Here is a 26,745-nt window from a genome sequence, read left to right on the forward strand (position 1 = left end):
TGTTCGGAGTGCTGAAAGAAGATCATGGCTTCAGAAGATTCCTTTGCAGGGGCAAAAACAACATCAAAACAGAGTTCATTTTGCTCGGGCTGGCATACAACATAAAGAAACTTTTTACGAAGATCTCGGGAAACCGACTCGGAATATCTCTTTTTGAACTAAAATCGGCATAAAACCAACAGAACAAAACACCCCCGAGTTCTCTTTTTGAAGAGGGCTTGGGGGTGTGCGCGCTGAAAATGCCTATTTTACAAAGCATTGTATTCGACGGGTTAGATGTGCGGATATTGAGAGGGAGTGCTGATGGTGCAACAGCTCCTCCCCCAATTCAAGACCCGCACTCACCCCACGTAAAAAGCCGCAGCTGCGTGGGCGGCTGCGGGCATAATGGTCAGAATTCGTAGGGGGTGATCTGGTATACGAAATAGTTGAGCCAGTTGGAGAAGAGGAGGCTCGATGCGGAGATCCAGCGGCTGACGGGTTCCTTGTCGGGGTCGTCGTCGGGGAAGTAGTTGGCGGGGACTTCAGGGGAGATGCCCTTGTCGGTGTCACGGATGTACTCTTCGGCGAGACGGTAAAGATCATACTCGGGATGACCGTTGACAAAGACATTTTTGCCGCCGTCGCTGATGATATACGGACCTGTCAGCTCCGACTCGGCGATGACCGACAGTTCGGAGACTTTGCGAACATCCTCGCTCCTGATGCCCGTGTAGCGGGAATGGGGAGCGTAGAAATTCTTGTCGAAACCGCGGACAAGCTCGCTGGTCGGATCGGTCAGGACGTGCTCATAAACGCCCGAGAGTTTCTTGTCAAGCTCGTACTTCGGCACGCCGTAGTGATAATACAGACCTGCCTGAGCCGCCCAGCAGAGGTGCAGAGTGGATGTTACGTGTATCCTGCTCCATTCAAGTATCGAGGACAGCTCGCCCCAGTAATCGACGTCCTCGAATTCGAGCTTCTCGACAGGCGCACCCGTGATGATAAGACCGTCGAAATACTTGTGTTCTATCTGGTAGAATGGCTGGTAGTTTTTCAGCAGATAGCCCATCGGTGTGTTCTTGTACTGGTGGGTGACGAGCCTGATGAACGTGACCTCGATTTGCAGCGGCGAATTGGAGAGCAGCCGAAGCAGCTGCTGTTCGGTATTCTCCTTGTCTGGCATGAGGTTAAGGACCGCGATCTTGAGCTCTCTGATGTCCTGATGGCTTGCTCTTTCTTCGGTCATCGCAAAGATATTTTCCTTTTTCAGCTTTTCGATGACCGGTAACGTTTCTTTTAACCTAATCGGCATTACTCTTTCCTCCGTTTCCTTTTGATCGTGGATCGTGTTTCGGTGCTCCGACGCCCGCAGACCGAAACAGATATCAGATATAGTACATATAGGTTTTGCCGCTGCCCGAACTGTCCTTGTATTCCTTAATGAGGTCTGCAAGGGTCATCTGCTCGGTAAAGCGGCGCATATAGCTATTCATTTTGTCCCAGAGGCAGCTGTTGACAGACGAACGGATGTCGTTCGCCTGCGCTTCGTCAGCCTCGTAGGTGTCGGCAAGGATATTGTTATCGAGAGCGTTCAGGATCTCGGAGAGAAATATCTTTTCAGCAGGACGCGACAGAAGGTATCCTCCGTGAGAACCTTTCTGACCCTTCACGAAACCGCCCTGCCGAAGCCCGAGAATGATCTGTTCGAGATACTTCTGTGAGATATTCTGACGCTCGGCGATCTCTGCCGAGGAAACCGTGTTCCCGTTCTCGGAATTCACGGCGATGTCGGCAAGCGCCACGATCCCGAGCTCGACCCGAGTAGAGATCTTCATTTCAACTGTCACCCCCATCCAGCAGTTTTTCCATCGTATTCCAACTGAGAAGTGCGCACTTCACACGGGCAGGCATCTTCGAGACATTCTGCAAAGCGCCTGCTTCTTCAAGCTCTTCCAGCTCGTCCTCGGTGATCTCTCCGCTTATCATCCTGCGGAAAAGCGCTGTGTAGTACTTGGCCTGTTCGGGAGTTTTTCCGATTATCAGCTCAAGCATGATGTCCGCACTCGCCTGCGAGATGGCACAGCCGATACCCGTGAACGAGCCGTCGGTTATAATGCCGTCGTGGATGTCGAGGTGGAGCTCGATATCATCGCCGCAGGTAGGGTTCAGACCCTTACAGACATGAGTCGCACATGGCATATCATGCCTGTGCAGAGGGTGCAGATTGTGATCGGCAAGCACCTCGCCGTAAAAGCTATCCGTCATATCCCATACGCCTCCTTATCGTTTTCAGTGTAGCAATAAAACGTTCGATATCCTGTTCGTCGTTGTAGAATGCGAGACTCATACGGGTGGTGGACTGCACGCCGAGATGCTGGTGAAGCGGCTGTGCGCAGTGATGACCTGCACGGATCGCAACATTATCGGCATCGAAGATCGCCGCGATGTCGTGGGGATGCACGCCGTCGATGGTGAAAGTCAGGATGCCGTGATGGTCGGCGGCATTGTCGGCGCCGATGATGTGAATGTGGGGGATCTTCTTCATCTCATTGAAAGCAAGCTCGGTCAGCTCGTTTTCGCGCTGTTCGATGGCATCAAAGCCGAGCTCATTTATATAATCGATGGCCGCCGCAAGTCCGACCGCACCGCCGACATTGACCGTACCCGCCTCAAACTTGTGGGGCAGTTCGGCGTAAGTCGCGCCCTCGCGGGTCACGTACTCGATCATCTCGCCGCCCGAAAGGAACGGCGGCATTTTTTCGAGGAGCTCTTTCCTGCCGTACAGCACGCCGATGCCCATCGGCGCAAGCATTTTGTGTCCCGAAAACGCAAGGAAATCAACGTCCAGCGACTGCACATCCACAGGGATGTGGGGCACGCTCTGCGCACCGTCGCACACGATGATAGTGCCGTTTTCGTGGCAGATCTGCGCGAATTCCTTTATCGGGTTCACACGTCCGAAAACGTTTGAGATCTGAGCTATCGCAAAAAGCTTTGTCTTTGGTGTGAGCGCCGCTCTGAACGCGTCAATCGTGTACTCTCCGAACTCATCACACTCAAGATAATTAAGCTTTGCGCCCTTCTCTTTAGCAAGCAGCTGCCACGGGAGAAGGTCGGAATGGTGTTCGGAAACTGCGACCAGTATTTCGTCTCCTGTAATGATATTCGCACGGCCCCAGGAGTAAGCCACAAGGTTCAGGCTTTCCGAAGCGTTGCGGGTAAAGATTATTTCCTTAACACTTTTCGCACCTATGAAACCGCGGACTTTCTCCCTCGAATCCTCATACGCGTCAGTAGCCTTGACGCTGAGATCGTAAAGACCTCTGAGAGGGTTCGCATTCTGCTCATAATAGTAGGTATTCACCGCATCTACAACACTTTTCGGCTTCTGCTGAGTCGCCGAATTGTCGAGATAGACGAGGTCTTTATACACATCAAAGACAGGAAAATTTGACTTTGAAAGTAAAGCCTTATTCATCATCATCACCCCATCCGAGTTTATCAAGAATTTGTTTTTCAGTCTGTTCATCGCCGATCTTTTTTATGATCTGAGCGATCTTGGACTTAGCAAGTAATGTAGTAATTTTCTCCTCGGGAATTCCTCTAGACTGCATATAGTAGACCTGATTTTCGTCAAGTCTTCCGATAGATGCGCCATGACTTCCGTCAACATCCTCTTCTGCACAAAGGATCAGCGGAACCGTTTTATTAACAACGTCGTCGCTCAGAAGAAGGACTTCCTCTTTTTCAGCGCCCTTTGCGCCTACAGCTCCGTTACGAAAATCTATCGTTCCCTTAAAAGTTTTCGCAGACTTTCCGTTAAGAACGCCCTTGACATTGATCTCCGAATTGCTCTTTCTGCCTGTCTGGACAGCAACGAGATTGACATCGAGCTTGTCCTCGTTATAAAGAAGATACGCAATATCCGCAGTAAACTGCGATTTTCTGCCGCTCAGATCCGTAAGTATCTCGCTTACGGTGTCTCTGCCGAGGTAAAGCTGAACAAGTTCAAAATTAGCATCGTCGGCAACATTTGCAGTGATTTTCGCAATCGTTTTCGCTTCCGAATCGAAGATCTGAACGAGCTTCACCTTAGAACCGACAGCCGCGTTGACCTGCACCTCTACATTCTCCGAAGAATCAATATATATCAGCGAATTCTTGCTTTCGCCCTCTTTTGCATTTATTTCATGCCGTGCCGCAGCCCTCTCTGATGTTTCATTTTCTTTCACATCAAGCTCAACGCCATTGACTTTGAGCCATGAAAACGTAGGCACAGGCAAAATATTCAGTTTATTGTTTTGCATAATTTTCACCCTATACTTCCGTGCATCTCAAGACCGATAAGGTTATTCATCTCCATCGCGTACTCGAGCGGAAGTTCCTTTGAAACGTTGTCCGCAAATCCGCGAACGATCATCGCTTTCGCTTCCTCTTCGCTCAGACCGCGGGACATCAGATAGAATACAGACTCGTCACTGATGCGTCCGATCTTCGCCTCATGCCCGATATCACAGTGTTTTGTGCGGATATCCATCGCAGGCACAGTGTCCGAACGCGAGATCCTGTCGAGCATCAGCGACTCGCAGCTTACAGAGCTCTTGCTGCCGTGAGCGTTTTCGTTTACGACCACCGCACTTCTGAACGTGCTCGTCCCGCCGCTTTTCGAGATGGACTTAGTGTTCATATACGAGGAGGTATCGGGAGCATTGTGAACGATTTTCGCACCCGTGTCAAGATTCTGACCCTCACCTGCAAAAGTGATTCCCGTGAACTCAGCGCTCGCTCCTCTTCCGTTTAATATACTCATAGGATAGAGATAACTTACGTGTGAACCGAAGCTGCCCGACACCCACTCTATTCGTCCGTTTTCTTGTACTAATGCACGCTTTGTGTTCAGATTGTACATATTCTTCGACCAGTTTTCGATAGTCGAATAACGCAGCGTCGCGCCCTTTCCGACAAACAGCTCGACACAGCCCGCGTGAAGTCCCGCTTCGTAATATTTCGGAGCTGAACATCCCTCGATAAAGTGCAGATATGCGCCTTCTTCAAGGATTATCAGCGTGTGCTCGAACTGTCCTGCGCCCTTTGCGTTGAGTCTGAAATAGGACTGGAGCGGAATATCCAAGTGTACATTTTTCGGTACATACACAAACGAACCGCCCGACCAGACTGCTCCGTGCAGTGCCGCAAACTTGTGGTCTGTCGGCGGTACGAGCTTCATAAAATGTGATTTTATTAAATCGGCATAGCGCTCATCGTGCATCGCACTTTCGAGGTCGGTGTAGACGACTCCCGACTCTGCCACTTCCTGACGCACGTTGTGATACACCAGCTCGCTGTCATACTGCGCTCCGACGCCTGCCAGCGATTCACGCTCAGCCTGCGGTATTCCGAGCTTTTCAAAGGTCTGCTTGATGTCGTCGGGAACGTCGTTCCAGTCGGTGTTCATGCGGCTCTTCTGACGGATGTAGGTCACGATGTTGTCAACGTTCAGACCCTCTATCGACGGGCCCCATTCCACCATCGGAGTTTTGTTGTAAATTTCAAGTGATCTCTGACGGAATTCTCTCATCCATTCGGGGTCGTTTTTCTCATCGGAGATCTCGGAGATTATTTCGGGAGTTATACCACTGTCCAAAAAATCTCTCTCATTTTCATCGTATCTGAAATCGTAGAGCGAGCGGTCGATCTCGGCTACCTGTGTTTTCTCTTTCATTCGCTCACTCCCTGACAATATATTTCTCGAAACCGTTTTCGATGACCTCGTTCACAAGCTCGCCGCTGCCCTCTGCAACGACCGTGCCTGCCGCAAGAATGTGGGTCTTGTCCACGTTCAGCGCCTCGAGGATCTTCGTGTTGTGTGTGATGACCAGCAGCGAACCGTTCGTCCTGCTTCTGTATTCCTCAATGCCCTTCGAGACCGTCTTGACCGCATCCACGTCCAGACCCGAGTCGGTCTCGTCGAGGATCGCCAGCTTAGGTTCGAGGATCAGCAGCTGCAAGATCTCAGCCTTTTTCTTCTCACCGCCCGAGAATCCCACGTTCAGGTCGCGGTCGGCGTAGGATGTGTCCATCTCCAGCAGCTCCATCGCCGCCTTGAGCTTCTTCTTGAAATCCCACAGCTTGAGGTGCTTGCCCGTCACCTGTTCGAGAGCGTTTCTCAGGAACTCCGACAGGGTGATGCCCGGTATCTCGATTGGGTTCTGGAACGACAGAAAGATGCCGAGTTTCGCACGCTTATCCGCGCTGAGTGCGGTGATATCGTTACCGTCGAACAGGATGCTGCCGTCGGTGACCTTGTATTCGGGGTTGCCCATTATCACCGAACCGAGGGTCGATTTTCCCGCGCCGTTCGGTCCCATGAGAACGTGAGTCTCTCCCTCACCGATGGTGAGTTCCACCCCGTGGAGCAGTTCCTTTTCCTCGGCAGAAGCCGTGAGCCCGTTTATTTTAAGTAATTCTGACATAGTATCTGTCCTTTCATATATTCATAGCATCAAGTGCTGTGATGTATTCAAGATTCGGCACGAAGACCCCTTTGTGGACCGTGCCCCTGTACACGGCCTTCCCGTTCCTGAACGCCGTGACCTGCGCTATCGGGAACGGTATCCAGCCGTCGCCGTCAAGCGGTGTCGTCGAAAACAGCAGTCCGTTTTCGAGCTTTTTATAGCTGAGTGTATTTTTCAGGTTCTTGTGGATGTACATGAGGTCGCCGTCGAAGATCATCAGGTTGAGCTTGTTTCTCGGCGAGTTCTCGGTGATGAAGCCGTTCACCGCCGCGAACCTCTCACGCTCGCTCAGTTTTCCCGACGCGAGCTTCTCGTTCATCATGTCGATGAACGCCAGAAACAGCCTCTCTGAATCGGTGTCTCCCCGCTGCTCTCTCAGGTATTTGTACGTCCTTTCGCCCGAATATATCGTTCCGTTGTGTATCATCGTCCAGGTCCTGCCCGAGATATCCGCTGCCGTGAAAGGGTGGCAGTTCTCGGTCTTTATCGAACCTATCGTCGCGTATCTGATGTGCGCGAGCATATTTTTCTGAGGCGTGAGCTCTTCGAGCACTTCGGGAAGAAGTTCGCTGTCCGAAGCCTTCACAGGCTCCTTGACGATATGCCTGCTGCCGTCCTCATACATTATGCCCCATCCGTGAGGGTTAGTCTCACTGTGGCTGAAAAACACCTCCGCATACTGCCGAAGGTCGGTGGGCGCCGCCCCCGAAAAACCTAACAGTTCGCACATTGAAAATCATCCTTTATCCGTAAATATCACCCGGGTCTATCCTTTCACACAAGCGATCATTCAGTTTCGTTTTTTCATATCCGAGCACTGCCAGCGCCGCCTCGTCCCCCTCGAAGAACTTCTCCATTTCGCCGATCACCTGCGAAGCCTTCTCCAGTATCGGAGTACCGCCGATGGTCACACCTTCGAGCGAATAGAGCGAAGCGTTCTGATGGTCGATGACCGCCTGTTCCTGACGTTCTTCCGTGAAGTCGAGATCGGGCTGTGCCGACAGATACATCATCAGCAAATGCGCGAATCTCAGGTCGTCCTCATTCACGCCTAGCGGTTCGGTGGGGTCGAGATCGAACATTCGCAGCTCGATGTGGCTCACGCCGTTTTTGAAGCTCGACAGGTCGTTGACGCCGCAGGGTTTCAGTCTTACGGGCAGGTAAAGCTCACTCGCGGAGAAAAGCATTCCCTTATCGACGTGTTCCCTGATGCTCGCGATGAAGTCATCGAGACTGCCGAATCTCAGCTTCGGTCTGAAGGAGTTCCAGTAGCCTCTCTCGCCGCTGCGGATAGAAGCGTATCTCGTTCTGAACGCTCCCGACGCGCCGTCCTCGTACAGCGAAGCGTCGCATATCGGGCTCGAAGCCGTCAGCAGCACCAGCAGCCAGCTGTGCGCCGAGATCTGCTTGTAGAGCCGCAGATAAAACGCGTCCCTGAATCTGCCGAAGTCCTCGCCGCCGCTTATGCTGCGCAGGTACTCGTCATCGAATGAGAAGTTGAAATGTATCCCCGAGAAGAGCATCAGGCGCTTGCCGTAACGGCGTTCGAGCTGTTCGCGGTACAGGCGTTTTCCCGAATGCTCGCCCGTGAAGTTCGCAACGGGGATGTCGCCCTCGTTCTCGAAGTGCGGAGGATTACTGTACAGCCAGATGGACTCATTCATCTTCGCCAGCTTTTTACGTGCGGCGTGGTCGAGCTTTTCCAGTTCATCCATAACCTCATCGATACTGTGACAGACAGGCGTTATCAGCTCGATCTGATTCTCGCAGAAGTCGCGGGTCATATGTTCATCATCGCCGAAGGGATGCGGCGTCTGTGCAAGTCTGCCGTCGCGGTCAACACGCAGCGTCTCACGCTCAAGTCCGAAACATCCTTTATAAAAAAGCCTATTATCCATCTTTCCTCCTTGACATCCCGCCGACTTTTGTCTATAATTAAAACGGAGGTGTCATTCATGCCTGAAACTGTTATCGAACGTCTTGCCGCCGCAGGACTTGACATCCACGGCTTAGAGGTGTTTTACCGCGGCGAGACGAGCCGTCGGCTCTTCGCCGATGATGTCCGCCGACCGATATATTCGGTCACGAAATCCATCACGTCCGCCGCCTTTGCGCTTGCCTGTGATGACGGTCTGCTCGCTCCCGAACTGCCCCTTGCCGACTATCTCGACAAGAGCGTCCGTCCGCTCGCATCCGCCGCTTTCCGCGGACTGCCTTTCAGCCGTTTTCTCACGATGACGGCGGGCAAATATCCTTTCCGTCCCGAGGGCGGCAACTGGCAGGAGCATATCCTGTCGCTCCCCGCCAACCATTCCGACACCGCTTTCCACTACTCGAACATCCCCGCCTATCTTGTGGGGGCGGCGGTGGAAAACGCTTTCGGCGGCGACCTCATGTGCGTGCTGAACGAGCGTATCTTCACGCCCCTCGGCATACCCGAACCGCCTTTCGTAAAAAGTCCCGAGGGACATTTCTACGGTGCGACGGGTGTCGGGCTCACGCTTCACGAGCTGACTCTTCTCGGCCGTTTCTTCCTGCAAAAAGGCAGATGGAACGGCGAACAGCTCATTTCTGAAGCTGCCGTTTCCCGTGCGGTCTCGCCTGCCGTTGAGACAGGTTCGGGTGACTGCTACGGTTATTTCTTCCGCGTGTCGGACAACTGCTTTGCGATGTGCGGCAAGTGGGGTCAGCGCTGTCTGGTCTATCCCGAGCAGGAGCTCGTCGCAGCCTATCTCTCGCACCAGCCCGACCGCTCCGAGGAGCTTCACGGCATCATCCGCGAGTTTACCGACAGTATCGCGGAGCAGGGTGTATTCCTATAAGTCCGCTATGAATTAATGCTATTGTATCATATATTTCCTACTATGTCAATAGGCTTTATTACTTTTTATGAATCCCTACAACGTAGATAGGTTTTATTTAAAAGTATTTGTTCAACATTTCCTATTGACTTGCTATGCTTTTCTAAGGTATAATTTTATTAGTTCTTGATTATTTTTATAAGTCGGGTGATGTTGATGAAAAGAGTAATAGTCGGGCTTTCGGGCGGTGTGGACAGTGCTGTCGCGGCGTATCTGCTGAAACTCGCAGGATACGACGTGATAGGCGTCACCCTTCGGACATGGGTCTCGGCGGACGGAAAAGAAAGCCGCTGCTGCGAGATAGATGATGCGCGTGAGGTCTCGGCACAGCTCGGGATACCCTACTACGCCGTCAACTGTCAGGCGGATTTCCGCAGGTACATCACCGAGCCCTTTGTCAGCGAATATGTCAGCGGCAGAACACCTAATCCCTGCATAATCTGCAACCGCGCGATAAAATGGGACAAGATGCTGGAGTTTGCCGACGTCATGCAGGCTGACCTCATCGCAACGGGACACTACGCCTGCGTCGAGCGCCTGCCGAACGGTCGGTTCACGGTCAGACAGGCAGATCACACGGAAAAAGACCAGACCTATATGCTCTATCGGCTGACACAGCAGCAGCTCGCCCGCACGATGATGCCCCTCGGCAGGCTTTCCAAGCAGGAAGTCCGCGGCATCGCAGAAAAAGCGGGTCTGTCGGTCGCCGACAAGCCCGATTCACAGGAGATATGCTTCGTCCCCGACGGCGACTACATCGGCTACATCGAGGAACACGTCGAAACGCTCCCGCCCGAGGGCAGCTTCGTGGACACTTCGGGCAAAGTCCTCGGCACCCACGGCGGCATCCACCGCTACACGGTGGGACAGCGCAAGGGGCTCGGGCTGTCCCTCGGCTACCCTGCTTACGTCAGGGAGCTTGACAGCGCATCCGACACGGTGGTGATAGGCGATGAGAGCTCGCTCTACTCGTCACAGATCCGCTGTTCCGACGCGGTCTTTATGGGGATGGAGGAGCCTTCCGTCGGCGAACGTTTCAGCGGTCTCGCAAAGATACGCTACCACCACTCACCCCAGCCCGCCGAAGCCGAACTTCTCCCCGACCGCACCCTCTCCCTCACATTCCGAACGCCCGTCCGCGCCGCCGCACGCGGTCAGTCCGCAGTCCTCTACTCCGAAAACGGCTCCGTCCTCTGCGGCGGCGTCATAATGTAGACCGCTGCGCACAAGATTTAGCGCAAAACAATCGTTTTTTGTCGTATTTCCAATAGTTTTTGTTTATAATATACAAGTGCTGTTTTATACGCTTTCTGAAAGCTATGCGAATTAACCGTTGATATTTCTTCATTTTTATGTTATAATTTTACCATATAGTAGAATACTATATCAATTTTTTACAGGAGAAATGGAGATGAGCTTATGAAAAAATTCGCAGCTATGGTGCTGGCACTCGTGATGTGCCTCGGAATGACGTCCTGCGGCGACAGCGGCTCGGAAAGCAAGGACAAGGAGGATACCTCTTCCGTTTCGGCTAAATCCGACAGTGAAAAGCCTGCCGAGACATCGGCAGCGGACAGCGCCGACAATGCCGAGACCGAAGCTACAGAACCCGCCGAACCCGAAGTCGAGGTACAGTCTGTAGAGGCGGCCAACGAACTGCTCGGCATCAAGTGCTCTTTCGATGTCCCGAAGTTCGAGGGATGGGAACAGGAAAAATACGAGGAAGACGGCGACCAGACAAGGGTAAAACTCAAGTATTCCTTCACGGCAGATGACGGAAGCAATTCCTACTGCACGATAGACGTATACCTGCTCGTAGACAGCACCAACGGTCTCGACTGGTTCATGGAGAAGAACGAGAACATCCCGAACACCGAATATATGGGCTATATCAACGGCCACACAAGGTCTCAGGACTGCCCGATGTACTTCTACGGCGAGGACTATCTCGACGGCAAGGTAAGAGTCGACGTCAACGTTTCGTGCATGGATGAGAATATGCCTCAGGACAAGTACGAGGAGATGCTGACCACCATCCAGAAATCCCTCAGAACAGAAGTCCTCGACACCAATAAGATCTACGACAGCGACGGAAATCTTCTGACCGTTGACGGCAAGTTAAAGATACCCCCTGTCGTTGAGATCGCGGGCACAAAGGCTGAAGTTCACTTTGCAACATATAACAGGACCATCGACGCACAGACCGAGTTCACGGCGGACGGCAACAACGTTGAGATGCACGAGAGCGGTCTTGTGAGGAGCGACATTTTCGATAAGTTCATCGAAAGCTACGCAAAGGATCAGCCCTACGACTGCGAGGTCAACGGACACGCCGCAAAGGGCAGACTCTGGAACGATTTCGGCACCCTGACCGCCGAATACATCGTTCAGTTCGACGACGAGACATTCTACCGTTTCTATGTCAGCTCGAAGGGTTCCCTCGACCTTGCCGCCATCAACGAGATGATGAACGGTGCAGAGCGCGGAACTCTCGAAGCTCAGCTGAACGGCTATCTCAGCGATTTCGTATCTTCTATCGAAACGCTCTGATAAACCGCATATCTTCAAGGCATAAAAAAAAGCACAGCGCGATTCATATCCGCTGTGCTTTTTGCTGTCTGCTTTTTTGTACAATATCAATAGCTTCTCCACTTCTTCTCGGGCTCGGCGATATCGACCTTGACCTCGTTGCCGTCGTACTTGTGGACAGCGTCTTTGAACCCCTCCTCGGCTTCGTCGAGATCTCTGTATCTCTCATTCTCCGCGTCGAAGTTGTGGACTGCTTCCTCGTATCCGTCATCGGGGTCGTCAAACTCGGGCATTTCGAGCTCCGCCTCGCCGTCGGATCCCGAGAGCTTGTCGGTATACTCGTCCTCGGGAGTGTCGAACTCGCCGTGCTTGATGTGGAAATCCTCCAGATGGCGTTCAGGCAGCTGAGAGAGCAGCTCCTCAGCCTGCGAACCGTCGTATTCCTCGTGGGGCTTCTGCGGCATCTTGTCCTTTGCGAGGGTCTGATTCGCCTTCTCGCTGTAAAGCAGGGTACGCTCATACTCCATCCGCTCAAGCTCCACCCTCTCAAGAAACGGGAAATCGGGCAGCTGCTTCATGAAAAGCACCTGCTCGGCGATGGGCTTCATAAGTACAGCCGCCACGGTATAGTAGCAGACCATTATCACTGCCACAACCGATACCGAGCCGAACAGCACGAACGGTATAAGCGTGAACGCGCCCATGAGAACGGGTGCCGCAACAAACCGCTCGGTATGCTCCACAGGCAGAAAAGGAACGCACAGCATGATGCAGACCCAGGTCGCCATATCAATGGTATTGTTGGCAAGGATGCCTGTCATCGGTCCGTCGAATAACTGCGCCGTTAATGACGCACCCATCGAGATGGATGTGAACAGTATCCCCGCCACCGCAAAAAAGAACGGAAGACTGAACCATATCTTCTGCCTGCGTCTCAGCATCGCATAGTATTCGCGCAGTTGTTTGAAGGTCATGAATTTGTGGTGGCTGTAGATGTCTCTCATTTCTTTTCTCCTTGTTGTTTATTTACCCGAAACATGAACGCTGACGATCTCGGGCGGATCGAACACCCTCACGGGGATGACGCTGTTGCCGAGTCCGCGGCTGACTATCATCGCAGTCTCGCCGTCAGTGAACTTCCCTTCCGTGTACTTCGGGAAAAAGCCCTGATCGGGCGCGACAAGTCCGCCGATGAAGGGCAGCCGCACCTGTCCGCCGTGAGCGTGACCCGTCAGCACCAGATCGGGCGAGTAAGTGCAGTAATCCGAAAAATACTGCGGCTCGTGCGCAAGAAGTATCACGGGCATACTGCGGTCAAACTCCGCCGAAAGGTCGCGCAGGGTATCGGTATAGAGGCTGTCGTCGTCCAGTCCGCAGAGCTGCACCCTGTCGCCGTTTATCCCGACAGTCACCGTCTCGTCATCGAGGATGACGGTGCCGCTGTCCCTTATCCCGTCGAACAGCTGACGCTTCTCATCGTCGCTGAGCCAGTGCTCGTGATTACCCGTGACGTAGTAGGTCGGGCAGATCGCCGCCGCCTGCTCACAGAAGTCCACTCCCACCGAAACGTTAGTGAAGCTCCCGTCCACAAGGTCGCCCGTTATCGCGATGATGTCGGGCGAAAGGGAACGTATCCGCTCGATGAGCCTGCGGTTCCCCCTGCCGAAACGTGCGTTGTGCAGGTCGGACACCTGCACGATGGTGAACCCGTTTTCTATGCGGCTGTCGGTAAAGTCATACTCGCTGACGGTCAGCCACTTGTTGTTCAGAACGCTGAACACGAACAGCACTGCGAGCACTATGCCCCAGACTTTCAGCCGTTTTTTCAGCTTTGTTTTCTTGTCCATATTTTTGTACTGTCAACCCTTTCCGAGCATACGTCCGAGCTGTTCCTTCACCCGTCCGAGATCGGAGTCGGTGAGTATCGGGATGAGCCTGTCTATCTCCTCGATGCTCCTGTCCCACCAGCGGAACTCCAGCAGCAGAGCGGTCAGTTCGTCGTCGAAACGTCTGCGCAGTTCCCTTGCAGGGTCGCCTGCAACGATGGTATAAGGCGGCACATCGCTGCCCACCACACTGCACGCCCCGATTATCGCACCGTCGCCGATGTGAACTCCCGGAAGTATCGTTGCATTCTGACCTATCCACACGTCGTTGCCGATGATGGTGTCGCCCTTTAGCGGCAGGTCGGAATGTTCGGGCGGCTCGGCGTTCCAGCCTTCGAGGGTGTAAAAAGGAAAGGTCGTTACCGCGTTCATCTGATGGTTCGCGCCGTTCATCACGAACTCCACCCCAGCGGCTATCTGACAGAACCGCCCGATGATGAGCCTGTCCCCGATGAAGTCGTAGTGGTGGGTCACATGGCTCTCAAAATCCTTGTCGGCAATATACGTGAAGTCCCCGACGATAATGTTCCCCCTCGTCACGGCAGGCTTGACATATATCTCGTTCTCGTACCCCTCTATCGGATAAAGGGTATTCGGATCAGGTGTCTTACCGTTCTTCATTTTCTGCTCCTTTTTCTGCGGGTATTAACCGGGGGAAACCCGCCTTAGCTTCGCACGGCTTGAAGAAAGGTTCTCCCCTTGCCGTGCGTAGCTAAGGCGGCCCCCATTCCAAAGACTTTTAATATGTTGGACGATAGTTGTGTTTTAGTAGATAGTCCCTTGACATTTCAAGAGATAACATCTGATGAATACGCTCCAGCGTCCGTCTTTTTGGCAAGGTCAAGCCATATAGTAGAAGAAATACAATCTTCCCGACCTATACAAATTTAGGAAGAAACACCACAAGCCAAAAAGTATTAAAAGTTTTAGTGAGGGGGTTTGGGGGAAGACCCTTTTTCAAAAGGGTCTCCCCCAATGCTATTTATGGTACTTAGCGTTCGCCGCGATGGAAAAAGCGCGGTAGACTTGTTCGCAGAGCATCACTCTTGCGAGCTGGTGGGGGAAGGTCATGGGCGACATGGACAGGCGGAAGCCGCAGGAGCGTTTCACCCTGTCCGCGAGCCCGAAGGACGACCCGATGAAGAGGTTCACCGCAGAGTAACCCCCGACAGCCGCGTCGGTCAGTTTCTTCGACAGCTCTTCCGAGCTGATAGTCTTGCCCTCGATGCACATGGCGATGTTGTACGCGCCCTTTGCGGTCAGGTACTTGTCCATCAGGCAGGCTTCCTTTTCGAGCGCCGCCGCTATCTCCTTGTCGGAGGGCGAGTCTGGCAGCCGCGATTCGGGCAGTTCCGCCACCGAGAAGGTGCAGTACGCCCCGAGCCGTTTGGTGTATTCGCTCACAGCGTCGCGCCAGTAGCCCTCTTTCAGCTTGCCGACGCAGACGATAGTCACTTTCAGCATAGTCTCCCTCCCGTCAGAATGCGATAGCCGAACCGCCGCAGGGCTTTGCCACCGTCAGCAGATAATCACGCCCGAAGGTCAGCGGCAGAAGCGCGTTCTTCGCCGAACGCTCGGCAAGCTCGGGAGTGTTGCTCTCCTCACTCAGGTGCCCCAGCACGAAATGCCGCGTCCCGTTCTGCGCAAGCTCCGCGAGCATACGTCCGCAGTCGGGGTTCGAGAGATGTCCGCACTCCCCTGCTATGCGCTGCTTGAGGTAGGGCGCGTAGCTGCAAGTCCGCAGCCTGTCGGGGTCGTAGTTCGACTCTATCATCACAAGCTCGCAGCCGATGATGCCCGTCCGCACTTCCTCGGTGACTCTGCCGAGGTCGGTGCAGACCGCCGCCGTCTTGCCGTCGGGGAACACCACCCTGTAACCGCAGCTCGCCTCACAGTCGTGGGGCGTGACGAAAGGCACGACCGTAAACCCCTCGACGCTGACGCTTCCGTTAAGGGTGCGGCAGTCGGCGCCGTCGGGCAGCTTGCCGCCGCTCATCAGCGAAGCGATGTTGTCCGCCTGCGCATAGAGCGGCACTCCGAGCTTTTTCACAAGCGTTTTAAGCCCTGAAACGTGGTCGGAGTGGGTATGGGTCACGAACACAGCCTTTACCGCTTCAAGCGGCAGACCGTTCGCACTCATCGCCTCAGACGCGCGCTTGAAGGAAACGCCGCAGTCTATCATGATGCCCGCGTGAGCGTCCCCGAGGTAAATGCAGTTCCCCTTGCTGGAGGAAAACAGCGGATATATCCTTGCCAAGAAAATCAACTCTTTCTTAAATGTTCCATTTGAATAAGAATTTGTGGTGCTGACTGCGGGTGCTCTCTTGAGGGAGACCCTTTTGAAAAAGGGTCTTCCCCCAAACCCCCTCACTAAAACTTTTAATACTTTTTGGCTTGTGGTGCTTCTTCCTTAGTTTGTACAGATCGGGAAGATTGTGATTCTTCTCTTAGGTAGCTTGCCCATTGCCAAAAAGACGTTCATGAGTGCATAACGCATTATTGAGCGTATTCATCAGATGGTCTCTCTTGAAGCGGAGAGAGTCTGTCTTCCCGACCACAACAAACTGCCAACATATTAAAAGTCTTTGGAATGGGAGCCGACTTAGCTACGCACGGCAAAGGGAGAACCTTTCTTCAAGCCGTGCGAAGCTAAGGCGGGTTTCCCCCAGTAAGATCCGCAGACAGCACCGCATAAAATGAGGTTATAAAAATTATATCACACTCTGCGGTGAAAGTCAAATTTCGCGCTTTACAATCCGCGCAAAACGTGTTATAATAATAAGGTACCCCATTTAAAGGAGAGAAGATATGAAAAAACAACTCGCCTGCTGTACGGCTGCGCTCCTGCTCACCGCCTGCGGCACCGATATAGAACAGAAGTCCTCGATGCCCGAGCGCGGCACGGAGAAATCGGCGGTCGCGGCTGTGACACCGATGACGGACACCTCGGAAGTGCCCGACATCTCCGAGAGCACCCCCGACGAACCTGCGGTCACTCCCGATTCGGCTTCGTCTGCCGCGGACAGCAAGACCGACGATAAAAAAGCTCTTCGCAAAAAGCTCCGCAAGGAGATAACCCTCGATTATCCCAAGACTGTCGAGCAGTTTGCGGAGATAAAGCTCTCCGATGCGGTAACGACCAACGCGAAGCTCACCGCTCCCGACACCCTGCTTGAGACCGACAAGGCAGGCGAGCACGAACAGAAGATAGAGCTTGAATACGAGGGCGAGAAATTCAGCTTCACTCTGAAATTCACCGTCGCCGATACTCAGCCCCCCGTCTGCCTGCTGGACGGCTCGGGAAACACCATCCTCACAGGCTCGGATCTCGACCTGAACAGCCTTGTCAGCTACGCCGATTACTGCGACCCCGAGCCGACGCTCAGCTATGCGGGCTTCGTGGACACCTCCACGGCGGGCGTTTACCCGATAACCGTCACCGTCACCGACCACAGCGGCAACTATATCAGCTGGGACCTCGACATCAACGTCTCGGACAGCAAGCCCGAACCCTACGTTGACGCAGGCGACCAGATAGAGTTCTCCGACTTCATGCAGATGTATGCAGGCGCCGACCGCAGTTTCGGCATCGACGTTTCGCGCTGGCAGGGAGATATTGATTTCGAGAAGGTCCGCGACGCAGGCTGTGAATTCGTAATTCTGCGAATGGGCTTCTCCTCCGACGGCACCGTCACCACCGACGAGTGCTACGACTACAACATACAGGCTGCCCGTGCAGCAGGGCTGAAGGTCGGCATCTACGTCTACAGCGAGGACACCGACCCCGCCGACGCGTTCGGAGTCGGCAAGTGGGTCGCGGCAAAGCTCGGCGGAACGGCTGTGGATATGCCGATAGCCTTCGACTGGGAGGATTTCTACAACTTCCAAAACTACAAACTCAGCATCCACGACATGGAAATGGTGCTCGACTCCTTCGCGGCGGGTCTGCGCGAGAGCGGCTACAGCACCATGCTCTACAGCTCGAAAAACTTCCTCGAACGCTTCTGGGTCAACCGCGACAAGTACCCCGTGTGGTGCGCGGCTTACCTTTCCTCAGACACATATGACGGAGCGCACATACTCTGGCAGCGCTGCGGAAACGGCATTATTGACGGTATAAACGGCGCAGTTGACCTGAATATATGGTACAAGTGACCAAACCGCGGCACCATATGTGGCGTATACGTGAAAAGAAACGGAACGTTCGGGAGCGGGCGCAAAATATTTGCCGAGTTTTGACAGAAAACTTTGTCAGACTTGCACAAATTCTTAATTTTTTTGAAATCAGGGAGAAAAAATGTACTCCAATTCGTTACAAAACGATAATAGTGTTACATAAAGGTTTCAACTGTCCGTTATTATTGCCACTGTAGATAACAAAGCGGTTACAAATTGTGAACTTTTTTAATAATGATGGTCGTGTGACAGCTTGACGAAAAATACTGTACGCAAAAAAAAGACTTGCAATTTTTAGTATAATATGTTAGAATAATAGAGGCGCGAAACTTAAATGAACTTTAAATTTGCCGCCTTTATTTTTTCTCAAAAAATACCGCCGTTTTTTTACTGTTATGAGATCACGCTTTGACGGCAAGAATAATAAGGCGCTTCAAAACTTACAGACGCCTGAAAAAAAGCTCAAGGGATGTGGACGACATTGGAAAAAATAGTCATTAAAGGTGGCTCGCCTCTCAAGGGAGAGGTGCATATCAGTGCGGCTAAAAACGCTGTGCTGCCGATAGTTGCTGCTACGATCCTCTGTGACGAACCCGTCATTCTGGAAAACGTTCCGCAGATAAGCGATATCACCTTTTGTCTGAAAATATTACGCTCGATGGGCGCAGAAGTCAAGCTCATCAATAAAAACAGGGTAATGTTCGACACTCGCTCGATCACTAACCCCAAGGTGCCCTACGAAATGGCGACCAAGATGAGGGCTTCCTCATACTTCCTCGGCGCTCTGCTCGGAAGGTTCCATGAGGCACACGTTGCGATGCCCGGCGGCTGCGACCTCGGCGACAGACCGATCGACCAGCACCTCAAGGCATTCAGGGCTCTCGGCGCGACCGACACCCTCGAAAGCGGCGAGGTAAGCCTCTACGCCGACGAACTCATCGGCTCGCTCGTATACTTCGATATGAACAGCGTCGGTGCTACCATCAACGCTATGCTCGCAGCCGTAAAGGCTGAGAGTCTGACAGTGCTCGAAAACTGCGCTAAGGAGCCGCACATCGTTGATGTTGCGAACTTCCTCAACAGCATGGGCGCTGACATCATGGGCGCAGGCACCGATACCATCAAGATAAGAGGCGTCAAGAAACTCAAAGGCATCGAGTACTCGGTCATCCCCGACCAGATCGAGGCAGGCACTTTCATGGCTGCCGCTGCGATCACAGGCGGTGATGTCCTCGTCAAGAACGTTATCCCGAAGCATCTGGAGAGCATCACTCAGGCTCTCAGAAAGATCGGCGTTACCGTTGACGAGTTTGACGACTACGTAAGGGTTCATGTTGAGGGCGAGCTCAAGGCAGCTAAGCTCAAGACCATGCCCCACCCGGGTTTTCCCACCGATATGCAACCGCAGATCTCCACTCTGCTGACGCTCGCAAACGGCGCAAGTGTTGTTACCGAAGCTATCTTCGACAACCGCTTCGCATATGCAAAGGAGCTTCGCAGGATGGGCGCTGACATTACCGTGAGCGGTAAGGCAGTACTGATAAACGGCGTTGATAAACTCAAGGGCGCACCCGTAAACGCGTCCGACCTCAGAGCAGGCGCGGCTCTCGTTATCGCAGGTCTTGCCGCAGACGGCACGACCGAAATAGGCAATATCCACTTCATCCAGAGGGGATATGAAAACATTGTGGAAAAGTTCAAGGAACTCGGAGCTGACATCAAGTACTCTCACTACCCCGACCTCGGCGAAGGCGAGATCAAGAGAGAGGCGTAAGATAAACGCTCGCAGGCGCGTAAATGCGCTATTGATTTGAAAACTATTTACCCGACTTACAGGGTATCGGATCATAATGCACCGACATCGCAGAGATGTCGGTGTTTTTGTTTTTTGCGGCAAAAAAAGGCGGCGTGGGAAGCCTGACATTGCTTTGACACGGTACCTTCTTTTACGGCTGCTCAATTGTCATTCGTCAACTTCCATATTTTATCCACTTAATGTTAATAATTGTTGGTTGATTTTAGTGACTTTTCGTGTTAATATTATGCTATAATGTTACGTAAACGATTGCATTCAATATTTTAGTCGCTTTATATTAATAAGAAGAGGAGAATCATAATGAAAAAATTTTTTTCGGCAGTTACAGCGGCGGCGCTGACAGCCGTGACGCTCTGCACATCAGCACCAATTGTTACGCAGGCAGATAATCCTATCGTCCAGACCTCGTTCACCCCCGACCCCGCACCCGTCGTCATCGGCGACGAGCTGTACGTGTTTACGGGCTGCGACCGTGAGGGCGATAACGATTTCTACTACATGACGGGCTGGCAGTGCTTCTCAACAAAGGACATGAAGAACTGGACAGACCACGGCAGGATACTCGAAGACACATCCTTCTCATGGTGCAACAAAAACGACGCATGGGCTTCCCAGTGCATCGAGCGCAACGGCAAGTACTACTTCTATTTCACGACCACCAACAAGGGCGGCGGCGGAAGAGCGATCGGCGTCGCAGTCGCCGATTCGCCGGCAGGCCCCTACCGCGACCCCATCGGCAAGCCCCTCTGCGGCCCCAACTGGGACTATATCGACCCGACCGTCATCCTCGACGACGACGGACAGGCATGGCTCATGTTCGGCAACCCCAAGTGCTACTACGTCAAGCTGAAGGAAGACATGGTGACCCTCGACGGTCAGATAAAGCAGTTCGACATGAACGCACAGCAGTTCGGCTCAAGCCAGAAGGGCACCACCTACGGCGAGGGTCCGTGGATATACAAGCACGACAGCCTGTACTATCTCGTGTGGGCGTCCTTCGTTGACGGCTTCGGCGGCGAGAGCCAGTGCTATGCGACGGGACCCTCCGTAACGGGGCCGTGGACGTACCGCGGCGTGATACAGGAAGGCTCAAACTGCTACACAACTCACGGCGGTATCATCGATTATAAGGATCATTCCTACTTCTTCTACCACAAGAACGGCATCCCCGGCGGCGGCGCTTTCAACCGCAGCGCTTCCTGCGATGAGTTCACCTACAACGCCGACGGCACTATCCCCGTCGTGAAGCTCACCAACAGCGGCCCCGACCAGCTGGAACCCCTCAACCCCTTCGAGAGGGTCGAGGCTGAGACCATCTGCTGGAGCGAGGGCATCAAGACCGAAAAGGATGACAACAATTCGGTGAACATCGGCTTTATCCAAAAGGGCTCCTACGTCAAGGTCGCGGGCGTTGACTTCGGTGAGGGCGCGGATAAGTTCACGGCTTCGGTCGCTTCTGCGGGAAGCGGCGGAACCATCGAGCTCCACCTCGACAGCAAGACAGGTAAGACCATCGGCACCCTCAAAGTCGGCAGCACGGACGGCTGGCACGACTGGGAGGAGCTCACCTGCGACGTTTCGGGCGCAAGCGGCGAGCACGACCTCTACCTCGTGTTCAACGGCGGCGACGGTTACCTCATGAACGTTGACTGGTGGAAGTTTGACGGCGCAGGTGCAAGCGCGGCGGCGACTGACAAGACCTACATCTTCAAGAACACCTTCGAGGGCAAGCTCGACGGCTGCACAGACCGCGGCGGCGCAAAGGTCGCGCTGACCATCGACGAGGCGTATGAGGGCAGCGGCTCCGTTTACTGCTCCGACCGTTCGGCGTCCTGGAAGGGCGTGGGCAAGAGCCTGAACTACAAGTTCAAGGCTGGCGAAAGCTACAGCTTCTCGACCGTCGTCAAGTACAACGAGGGCGCACCGACGACTAAGTTCCACTTCACGCTCCAGTACAAGGGCTCGGACGGCGAGATCTACTACGACAAGATCGACACCAAGACTGTCAAGAAGGGCGAGTGGACGCAGCTTGCGAACACAAGCTACAAGATACCCGCAGGCGCCAAGGAGCTTCTCATTTACGTCGAGACCGAGGGCGACTCGGACGACGACACCCCCGCAACGAATTTCTATGTGGATAATTTCTTCGCGGCGGTAAGCGGCACAGTTATCGAGGGGCCGACGGTAAGGACCACGAACTGGGGCGACGCAAACGTTGACGGCGTCACGGACATGAGTGACGTTATCCTCATCATGCAGTCTGTCGCCGCTCCCGACAAGTACAAGCTCACCGAACAGGGCAGGTACAACGCGGACGTGGTCGGCACCGACGGCAGTATAACAGAGGACGACGCGCTCGCTATCCGCAAGCACCTCGTTTCCATGCCCGAATGACCCGCAGACCGCACGCCGTATTTCTCAAATCAACAAAGTGCTTATCGGCACTTTCAAGAACAGAATATTATTTCTGAAAGCTCAACAACCTCAACTCAGATCGGAGGAAAATGAAATGTCAAGATCAAAAACGATTACCAAAAGATTATTGTCAGTACTGTCATCAGCAGCCCTGACCGCGTCCTGTCTGGCAATTGCGCCTGCGGCTCCCGCCATCACCGTCGAAGCGGCAGGTTACGCAGCCGCATACAATGCAGGCAGCTACCTGTTCCACGACACCTTTGAAAGCGGAACGGACGGATGGACGGCAAGAGGCGGATGTACGGCAGCCGTAAGCGGCAACGCTAAGTACGATGGTTCAAAGTCGCTGTTCCTTTCGGGCAGAACTTCTGCATGGAACGGCGGACAGAAATCGCTCAGCACCGACACCTTCGTGCCGGGTCAGAGCTACGCATTCAGCGCCTGCTTCACGAACCTGACAGGTTCCAACCCCACCGAGTTCAAGCTCACGCTCCAGTACAACCTGAACGGCGACCCGAATTATGACAAGATCGCTCAGGAGACTGCGAACCGCGGCGAGTTCGTTCAGCTGTACAACGCTGAATACACCATCCCCGCAGGTGCTGCCGACCTCGTTCTCGTAGTCGAGACCACCAAATCGACCTGCGACTTCTATGTAGATGAAATCATCGCCGCTCCCGCAGGAACTAAGATCGACGGACCCGTGTCGGTAGTTATTACCGCAGAGGATATCAGAAGAGGCGACGTCGATTTCGACGGCGAGATCACAGTGGCAGACCTCGTCAAACTCCGGAGAGTGATCCTCGAAGGCACAGACGACAAGTTCATCGCACAGAATGCCGACGTTGACCGGAGCGGCGTTATCGACGAAGCAGACCTTGCCGCGCTCCATTCGTACATTGTCGGCGAGATCACCGAATTCCCTGTTGTATCGGTATCCAATCATCTTTCGATGGCAGACTTCACCGCCCAGGTACAGCCCATCATCGTCGAGAAGGAGCCCGATTCCGCAAACTGGGCAAAGAGCGGCGTAGCTTACGGCGAGATCCAGAAGAAGAGCTACTATTCGACCACCTGCAACAGACAGAAGGATGTAAATATCCTGCTTCCTCCGAACTACGACCCCAACAAGCAGTACCCCGTAATGTACATCTTGCACGGTTACTATGAGGGCATCGACAGAATGCTCACAAAGGGCAATGCCGAGATGCACACCCGTGAGATGATCGGAAACGCTATCGCAGAGGGCGCGGCAAAGGAAATGATCTGCGTATTCCCCGATGTATTCTCAAGCCCGACTCTCAAATCCTGCACAGCCATGGACGAGACCAACAATCAGGCATACGACAACTTCATCAACGACCTCACCAAGGATCTCATGCCCTATATCGAGAACAATTACAGCATCAAGACGGGCAAGGACAACACCGCTATCACAGGCTTCTCGATGGGCGGACGCGAGTCTCTCCTTATCGGCATGAAGAGACCCGACCTCTTCGGCTATATCGGCGCTATCTGCCCTGCTCCGGGAGTTACAGGCTCCTTCAACTGGAGCGCTGACGAACAGCCCTACTTCCTGATGATAACCGCAGGAAGTGACGACAGGACCGTTTACGACAACCCGAAGAACTACCACAACAACTTCGAGAAGAACGGCGTTCCGCATATCTGGCACTATGTAAACGGCGGCTACCACGGTGACAACTGCATAAGAGCTCACCTCTACAACTTCTTCCGCATAGCTTTCCAGAACTAAGAGTTATTTCATCTGAAAAATAAGGCTGCGTGACCTGTACGGCTACGCAGCCTTTCTCTTTTTCAGTGCTTCAGCGGCAAAAAAAGACTGCGGATCGCTCCGCAGTCTTGATGTATATTTGAGTAGTAATTATTCCTTGACAGGGGTTCCGAGATCCATATCCTTGTAGGAAGTGATGATACCGTTCTCGTCGCGGGTGATAACGCCGTCGGGGAGAAGGTCGGAGTTGTCCTGCTGCTCGTAGGAAGCGCCGCCGGGGATGTTCTCAGCGGGAACAGGGATGATGTTGCCGTCCTCGTCCTCGAATACGATGTCAGCGATGTACCAGTCGATGTGGCTCTTTACCTGCCATGCCATAATGGTCATGAAGTTCTTTTCATAGTCCTTCTTGAACATAGCGCTGTCCTTGAGACCCGGACGAGCCATTACCTCGGTATAAGCCCACTGGTTTGCCCACTCAACTTCGCTGTCCTCGCCGCTCATGAGGGATGCGCAGCTCCACTCGATAAGGTTGCCGTCCCACTTGTCGTTGTTGTTGCAGCCGAATGCGCCGCCGTACCATGCAACGGTAACAGGGCCGAGACCTGCGTCGCCGTCAGCGTTCTCGTCATATACAGCCTGATCTCTTGCGATGCAGACAATATCCACCTTCATGGTGAAGATCTTCTCCATATCCTCTTCGTGACCCTTGAACATCTTGTTCATATCGAAACGGATCTTCGGAGTCCAGTAGAAAGGTCTGCCTCTCTTGAACACGTTCTCCTTCTCGAAAACTTCGTTCATCTTGAGCATGGGGATGCCTGCAACGTCCTCAACGGAAAGCTCCATATAAGCTTCATCGCCGTAATCATAGTAGCCCTCATCACCAGGCTTCTTGCCGTTAACTTCCTCGTTGAACATCTCAACGAAAGCATTTACATCGGTATCAGCATTAAACTTGAGCGAGCAGTTGTCGTAGTTCTTGAGTGCATCAGCAACGCCCGAAATAGGAGTGAACTGTGTGCCCGCAGAAGCAGTCTCATCAGACTTAGACTCGTCAGCGGTGCTCTCTTCGGCCTTGGACTCCTCTGCACTGTCAGCTGCGGACTCCTCAGCGCTGTCAGCCTTGGACTCCTCGGTGCTCTCAGCTGCACTCTCAGCAGCCTTGGTGGTGGTAGTGGTGCTGCCGGAAGAGGACGAATCGTCCGAACCGCAGGCAGTCATCATGGAAGCAGCAAGGATAGCAGCAACCGTGCAAGCTAAAATTTTCTTCATAATAATAACCTCCGAATTTTAAACAAAAGAATATTGCTTCTTTATAGTCAATTATAGCATAAAGCACGTATTTTTTCAATATGCGCTTTTCACAATAATAAAAAATGCTTTTGTTAAATTCACACAGATAACGTTTACAAAACCGTGCAGATTACACAAAAGATGCAGCGCTCCTCGGGGGTGTTTTTTCCCGGTGGAGAACCTTTCCAACGACTTATAAATATGTCATAAGATAGATGTGTTCGGGAAGATCGTGATTCATTTTATATATTGTTGCTCATTGCCAAAAAGACGGTGATAAGCACAAAAGACCGCGTCCGAAGACACGGTCTTTCTCGTTTTAAGCGAATTACGCAAATATCCGAAAATTACTTCTTGCGGGATACAACGATTGCTGCACCTGCGAGAGCTGCGATAGCGAGACCTACGCCTGCTGCTGCACCGCTTGCTGCGTTCTCGGTGTTGTCGGAAGCAGCGGTAGAAGCAGATGTGCTGGTCGAACCGCCTGTTGTAGAAGCCTTGCTGGTAGTGGAGCTGCCGGACTTGCTGGTAGTGCTCGTCGTAGAAGAAGTGGACGAGGAGTTGCTCGAAGTGGTCGAGCTGTTGCTGTCAGTAGTGCTGCTGGAGCTGTCACTCTTGCTGTCTTCCTTGCCGCTGGTCTTGCCGCCGGGGATCTGCTTGTTGATCTCGTCGGAAGAAACTACAGCCCACTTGCCTGTATCAGCTTCCTGAGTCTGGGAAGCGTCAACGTTGTTCGGCAGTACGGTACCTGCTGTCATGCTGAATACCTGATAGATGTTGCCGTTCTCGTCAGTCTCTTCGTAGGGGTGATACTCCCATGTAGACTCAGAGCAGTCAACGTGTACGGTAAAGGTAAGAGCGGAAACGTTGGTGTCGGTCAGAGTGATCTGAGCCCATTCACCGTTGTACTTGCTCGGGCCGGTGGACATATTGTTGATGTCGCAGGCGCCCCAAGCCATCTTCTGAGAGCCGTCATCCTCATACTCGAACTTCTTCCAGCCCTTCTCGTCATCCTTAGGCGAGTCTTGGTTCCAGGAAGTCTGAACGGTGTACATATAGCCCGAACCTACGCCGCCGTTGCCGTCGTAGATGTTGTTTGCAGAGCTGGTTACCTCGATAGTGAGCTTAGCGTTGGTAACATGACCTACCTGAATGTTGAATCCGAGGTTGTAGGTATCAACAGTACCGGTCTCCGTATTGGTATAACCAACGAGCTGAGCCTTCTTGTCCTTGAGTGCATTTGCATCAGGGTCAACAATAGCATCGCCTGCGATAGCAGCGATGTCAGCGCCGGAATAAACATAGGTAGCATCATAAGTAGCAGGATAGAAGCTGCCCGATACTGCTTCTTCCGCGGAAACGGTCATAGCAGTCATAGATGCAGCAAGTGCTAATGCAGACATACCTGCAAAGATCTTTGCAACTTTCATTTAAATCTCCTCCATATTATAAAGATCGAACCTAAAAGATACGGAAAAACCATGATAAATACAGTTATCCCGTTGATTCATATATCATTATAGCAGAATCCCGC

Annotated in this window: 24 protein-coding genes; 8 read left to right on the forward strand and 16 right to left on the reverse strand. The window is 53.0% G+C overall.

The genetic code is table 11. The features are described from left to right. On the forward strand, window positions 1–173 hold a 173-nt coding region (locus BT142_RS06930), incomplete at its 5' end, for a transposase (protein ID WP_175444925.1). Window positions 174–391: 218 nt separating this feature from the next. Here BT142_RS06930 and metA read toward each other — a convergent pair. The 9 genes from metA to BT142_RS06975 form a co-directional block, all read right to left on the reverse strand. Next, the gene (metA, locus tag BT142_RS06935) at window positions 392–1,294 is read right to left on the reverse strand and encodes a homoserine O-succinyltransferase (RefSeq protein ID WP_072417486.1); all 903 of its coding nucleotides are present in this window, start codon (window positions 1,292–1,294) and stop codon (window positions 392–394) included. A gap of 73 nt (window positions 1,295–1,367) precedes the next feature. Next, a complete protein-coding gene (locus BT142_RS06940) occupies window positions 1,368–1,817 on the reverse strand; it encodes an RrF2 family transcriptional regulator (RefSeq protein ID WP_072417675.1) in 450 nt (149 codons plus the stop codon). 1 nt (window position 1,818) lies between these two features. Beyond that, complete coding sequence (sufU, locus tag BT142_RS06945; protein WP_072417487.1) at window positions 1,819–2,247, reverse strand: Fe-S cluster assembly sulfur transfer protein SufU; 429 nt, start codon at window positions 2,245–2,247, stop codon at window positions 1,819–1,821. Next, complete coding sequence (locus BT142_RS06950) at window positions 2,237–3,463, reverse strand: aminotransferase class V-fold PLP-dependent enzyme (RefSeq protein WP_347497645.1); 1,227 nt, start codon at window positions 3,461–3,463, stop codon at window positions 2,237–2,239. The genes sufU and BT142_RS06950 overlap by 11 nt, the downstream gene beginning before the upstream one ends. Then, on the reverse strand, window positions 3,453–4,289 hold the full coding sequence (locus BT142_RS06955; protein ID WP_139182197.1) for a SufB/SufD family protein: 837 nt from the start codon (window positions 4,287–4,289) through the stop codon (window positions 3,453–3,455). The genes BT142_RS06950 and BT142_RS06955 overlap by 11 nt, the downstream gene beginning before the upstream one ends. 5 nt (window positions 4,290–4,294) lie before the next feature. Beyond that, the gene (gene sufB, locus BT142_RS06960) at window positions 4,295–5,704 is read right to left on the reverse strand and encodes a Fe-S cluster assembly protein SufB (RefSeq protein ID WP_072417490.1); all 1,410 of its coding nucleotides are present in this window, start codon (window positions 5,702–5,704) and stop codon (window positions 4,295–4,297) included. A 4-nt stretch (window positions 5,705–5,708) separates the two neighbouring features. Next, window positions 5,709–6,455, reverse strand: coding sequence for a Fe-S cluster assembly ATPase SufC (gene sufC / locus BT142_RS06965; protein WP_072417491.1), 747 nt, complete (start codon window positions 6,453–6,455; stop codon window positions 5,709–5,711). A gap of 13 nt (window positions 6,456–6,468) precedes the next feature. After that, entirely contained in the window at window positions 6,469–7,227 is a 759-nt protein-coding gene (locus BT142_RS06970; protein ID WP_072417492.1) for a class II glutamine amidotransferase, read from the reverse strand. A gap of 13 nt (window positions 7,228–7,240) precedes the next feature. After that, complete coding sequence (locus BT142_RS06975; protein ID WP_072417493.1) at window positions 7,241–8,395, reverse strand: glutamate-cysteine ligase family protein; 1,155 nt, start codon at window positions 8,393–8,395, stop codon at window positions 7,241–7,243. A 57-nt stretch (window positions 8,396–8,452) separates the two neighbouring features. On the opposite strand from BT142_RS06975, the gene BT142_RS06980 reads away from it, so the two are divergent. From BT142_RS06980 to BT142_RS06990, 3 genes are all read left to right on the forward strand, one after another. Then, window positions 8,453–9,319, forward strand: coding sequence for a serine hydrolase domain-containing protein (locus tag BT142_RS06980; protein WP_072417494.1), 867 nt, complete (start codon window positions 8,453–8,455; stop codon window positions 9,317–9,319). 195 nt (window positions 9,320–9,514) lie between these two features. After that, window positions 9,515–10,573 carry a tRNA 2-thiouridine(34) synthase MnmA gene (gene mnmA, locus BT142_RS06985; protein ID WP_084659369.1) on the forward strand — a complete coding sequence of 353 codons (1,059 nt, stop codon included), beginning with the start codon at window positions 9,515–9,517 and terminating at the stop codon, window positions 10,571–10,573. Between the two features lie 204 nt (window positions 10,574–10,777). Further along, a complete protein-coding gene (locus BT142_RS06990) occupies window positions 10,778–11,908 on the forward strand; it encodes a hypothetical protein (protein WP_072417496.1) in 1,131 nt (376 codons plus the stop codon). A gap of 86 nt (window positions 11,909–11,994) precedes the next feature. On the opposite strand, the gene BT142_RS06995 is transcribed toward BT142_RS06990, so the two are convergent. From BT142_RS06995 to BT142_RS07015, 5 genes are all read right to left on the reverse strand, one after another. Then, window positions 11,995–12,891, reverse strand: coding sequence for a hypothetical protein (locus BT142_RS06995; protein ID WP_072417497.1), 897 nt, complete (start codon window positions 12,889–12,891; stop codon window positions 11,995–11,997). Window positions 12,892–12,909: 18 nt separating this feature from the next. Beyond that, window positions 12,910–13,734, reverse strand: coding sequence for a metallophosphoesterase (locus BT142_RS07000; protein WP_072417498.1), 825 nt, complete (start codon window positions 13,732–13,734; stop codon window positions 12,910–12,912). 12 nt (window positions 13,735–13,746) lie between these two features. After that, window positions 13,747–14,394, reverse strand: coding sequence for a CatB-related O-acetyltransferase (locus tag BT142_RS07005; protein WP_072417499.1), 648 nt, complete (start codon window positions 14,392–14,394; stop codon window positions 13,747–13,749). Between the two features lie 357 nt (window positions 14,395–14,751). Then, window positions 14,752–15,237, reverse strand: a complete 486-nt coding sequence (locus tag BT142_RS07010) for a 23S rRNA (pseudouridine(1915)-N(3))-methyltransferase RlmH (RefSeq protein WP_072417500.1) — start codon at window positions 15,235–15,237, stop codon at window positions 14,752–14,754. Between the two features lie 13 nt (window positions 15,238–15,250). Further along, entirely contained in the window at window positions 15,251–16,030 is a 780-nt protein-coding gene (locus BT142_RS07015) for an MBL fold metallo-hydrolase (protein ID WP_072417501.1), read from the reverse strand. Between the two features lie 551 nt (window positions 16,031–16,581). Between BT142_RS07015 and BT142_RS07020 the strand changes: the two genes are divergently transcribed. The 4 genes from BT142_RS07020 to BT142_RS07035 all read left to right on the forward strand — a co-directional run bounded on the left by BT142_RS07020 (window position 16,582) and on the right by BT142_RS07035 (window position 23,936). Further along, window positions 16,582–17,928, forward strand: coding sequence for a GH25 family lysozyme (locus BT142_RS07020; RefSeq protein WP_072417502.1), 1,347 nt, complete (start codon window positions 16,582–16,584; stop codon window positions 17,926–17,928). A gap of 502 nt (window positions 17,929–18,430) precedes the next feature. Continuing rightward, window positions 18,431–19,723 (forward strand): UDP-N-acetylglucosamine 1-carboxyvinyltransferase, encoded by a 1,293-nt coding sequence (locus tag BT142_RS07025; protein ID WP_072417503.1) that lies wholly within the window; start codon window positions 18,431–18,433, stop codon window positions 19,721–19,723. 342 nt (window positions 19,724–20,065) lie between these two features. Continuing rightward, window positions 20,066–22,159: a family 43 glycosylhydrolase gene (locus tag BT142_RS07030; protein WP_072417504.1), complete on the forward strand. Its 2,094-nt coding sequence runs from the start codon at window positions 20,066–20,068 to the stop codon at window positions 22,157–22,159. A 115-nt stretch (window positions 22,160–22,274) separates the two neighbouring features. After that, a complete protein-coding gene (locus tag BT142_RS07035; protein ID WP_084659370.1) occupies window positions 22,275–23,936 on the forward strand; it encodes an alpha/beta hydrolase-fold protein in 1,662 nt (553 codons plus the stop codon). Between the two features lie 129 nt (window positions 23,937–24,065). Here the strand turns inward: BT142_RS07035 and BT142_RS07040 are convergent, their stop codons facing one another. Further along, window positions 24,066–25,190 carry a hypothetical protein gene (locus tag BT142_RS07040; RefSeq protein WP_072417505.1) on the reverse strand — a complete coding sequence of 375 codons (1,125 nt, stop codon included), beginning with the start codon at window positions 25,188–25,190 and terminating at the stop codon, window positions 24,066–24,068. A gap of 368 nt (window positions 25,191–25,558) precedes the next feature. Further along, on the reverse strand, window positions 25,559–26,641 hold the full coding sequence (locus BT142_RS07045; protein WP_072417506.1) for a hypothetical protein: 1,083 nt from the start codon (window positions 26,639–26,641) through the stop codon (window positions 25,559–25,561). Window positions 26,642–26,745 lie beyond the last annotated feature (104 nt).

Source organism: Ruminococcus sp. YE71, from assembly GCF_900119155.1.
Classification (GTDB): Bacteria; Bacillota; Clostridia; order Oscillospirales; family Ruminococcaceae; genus YE71.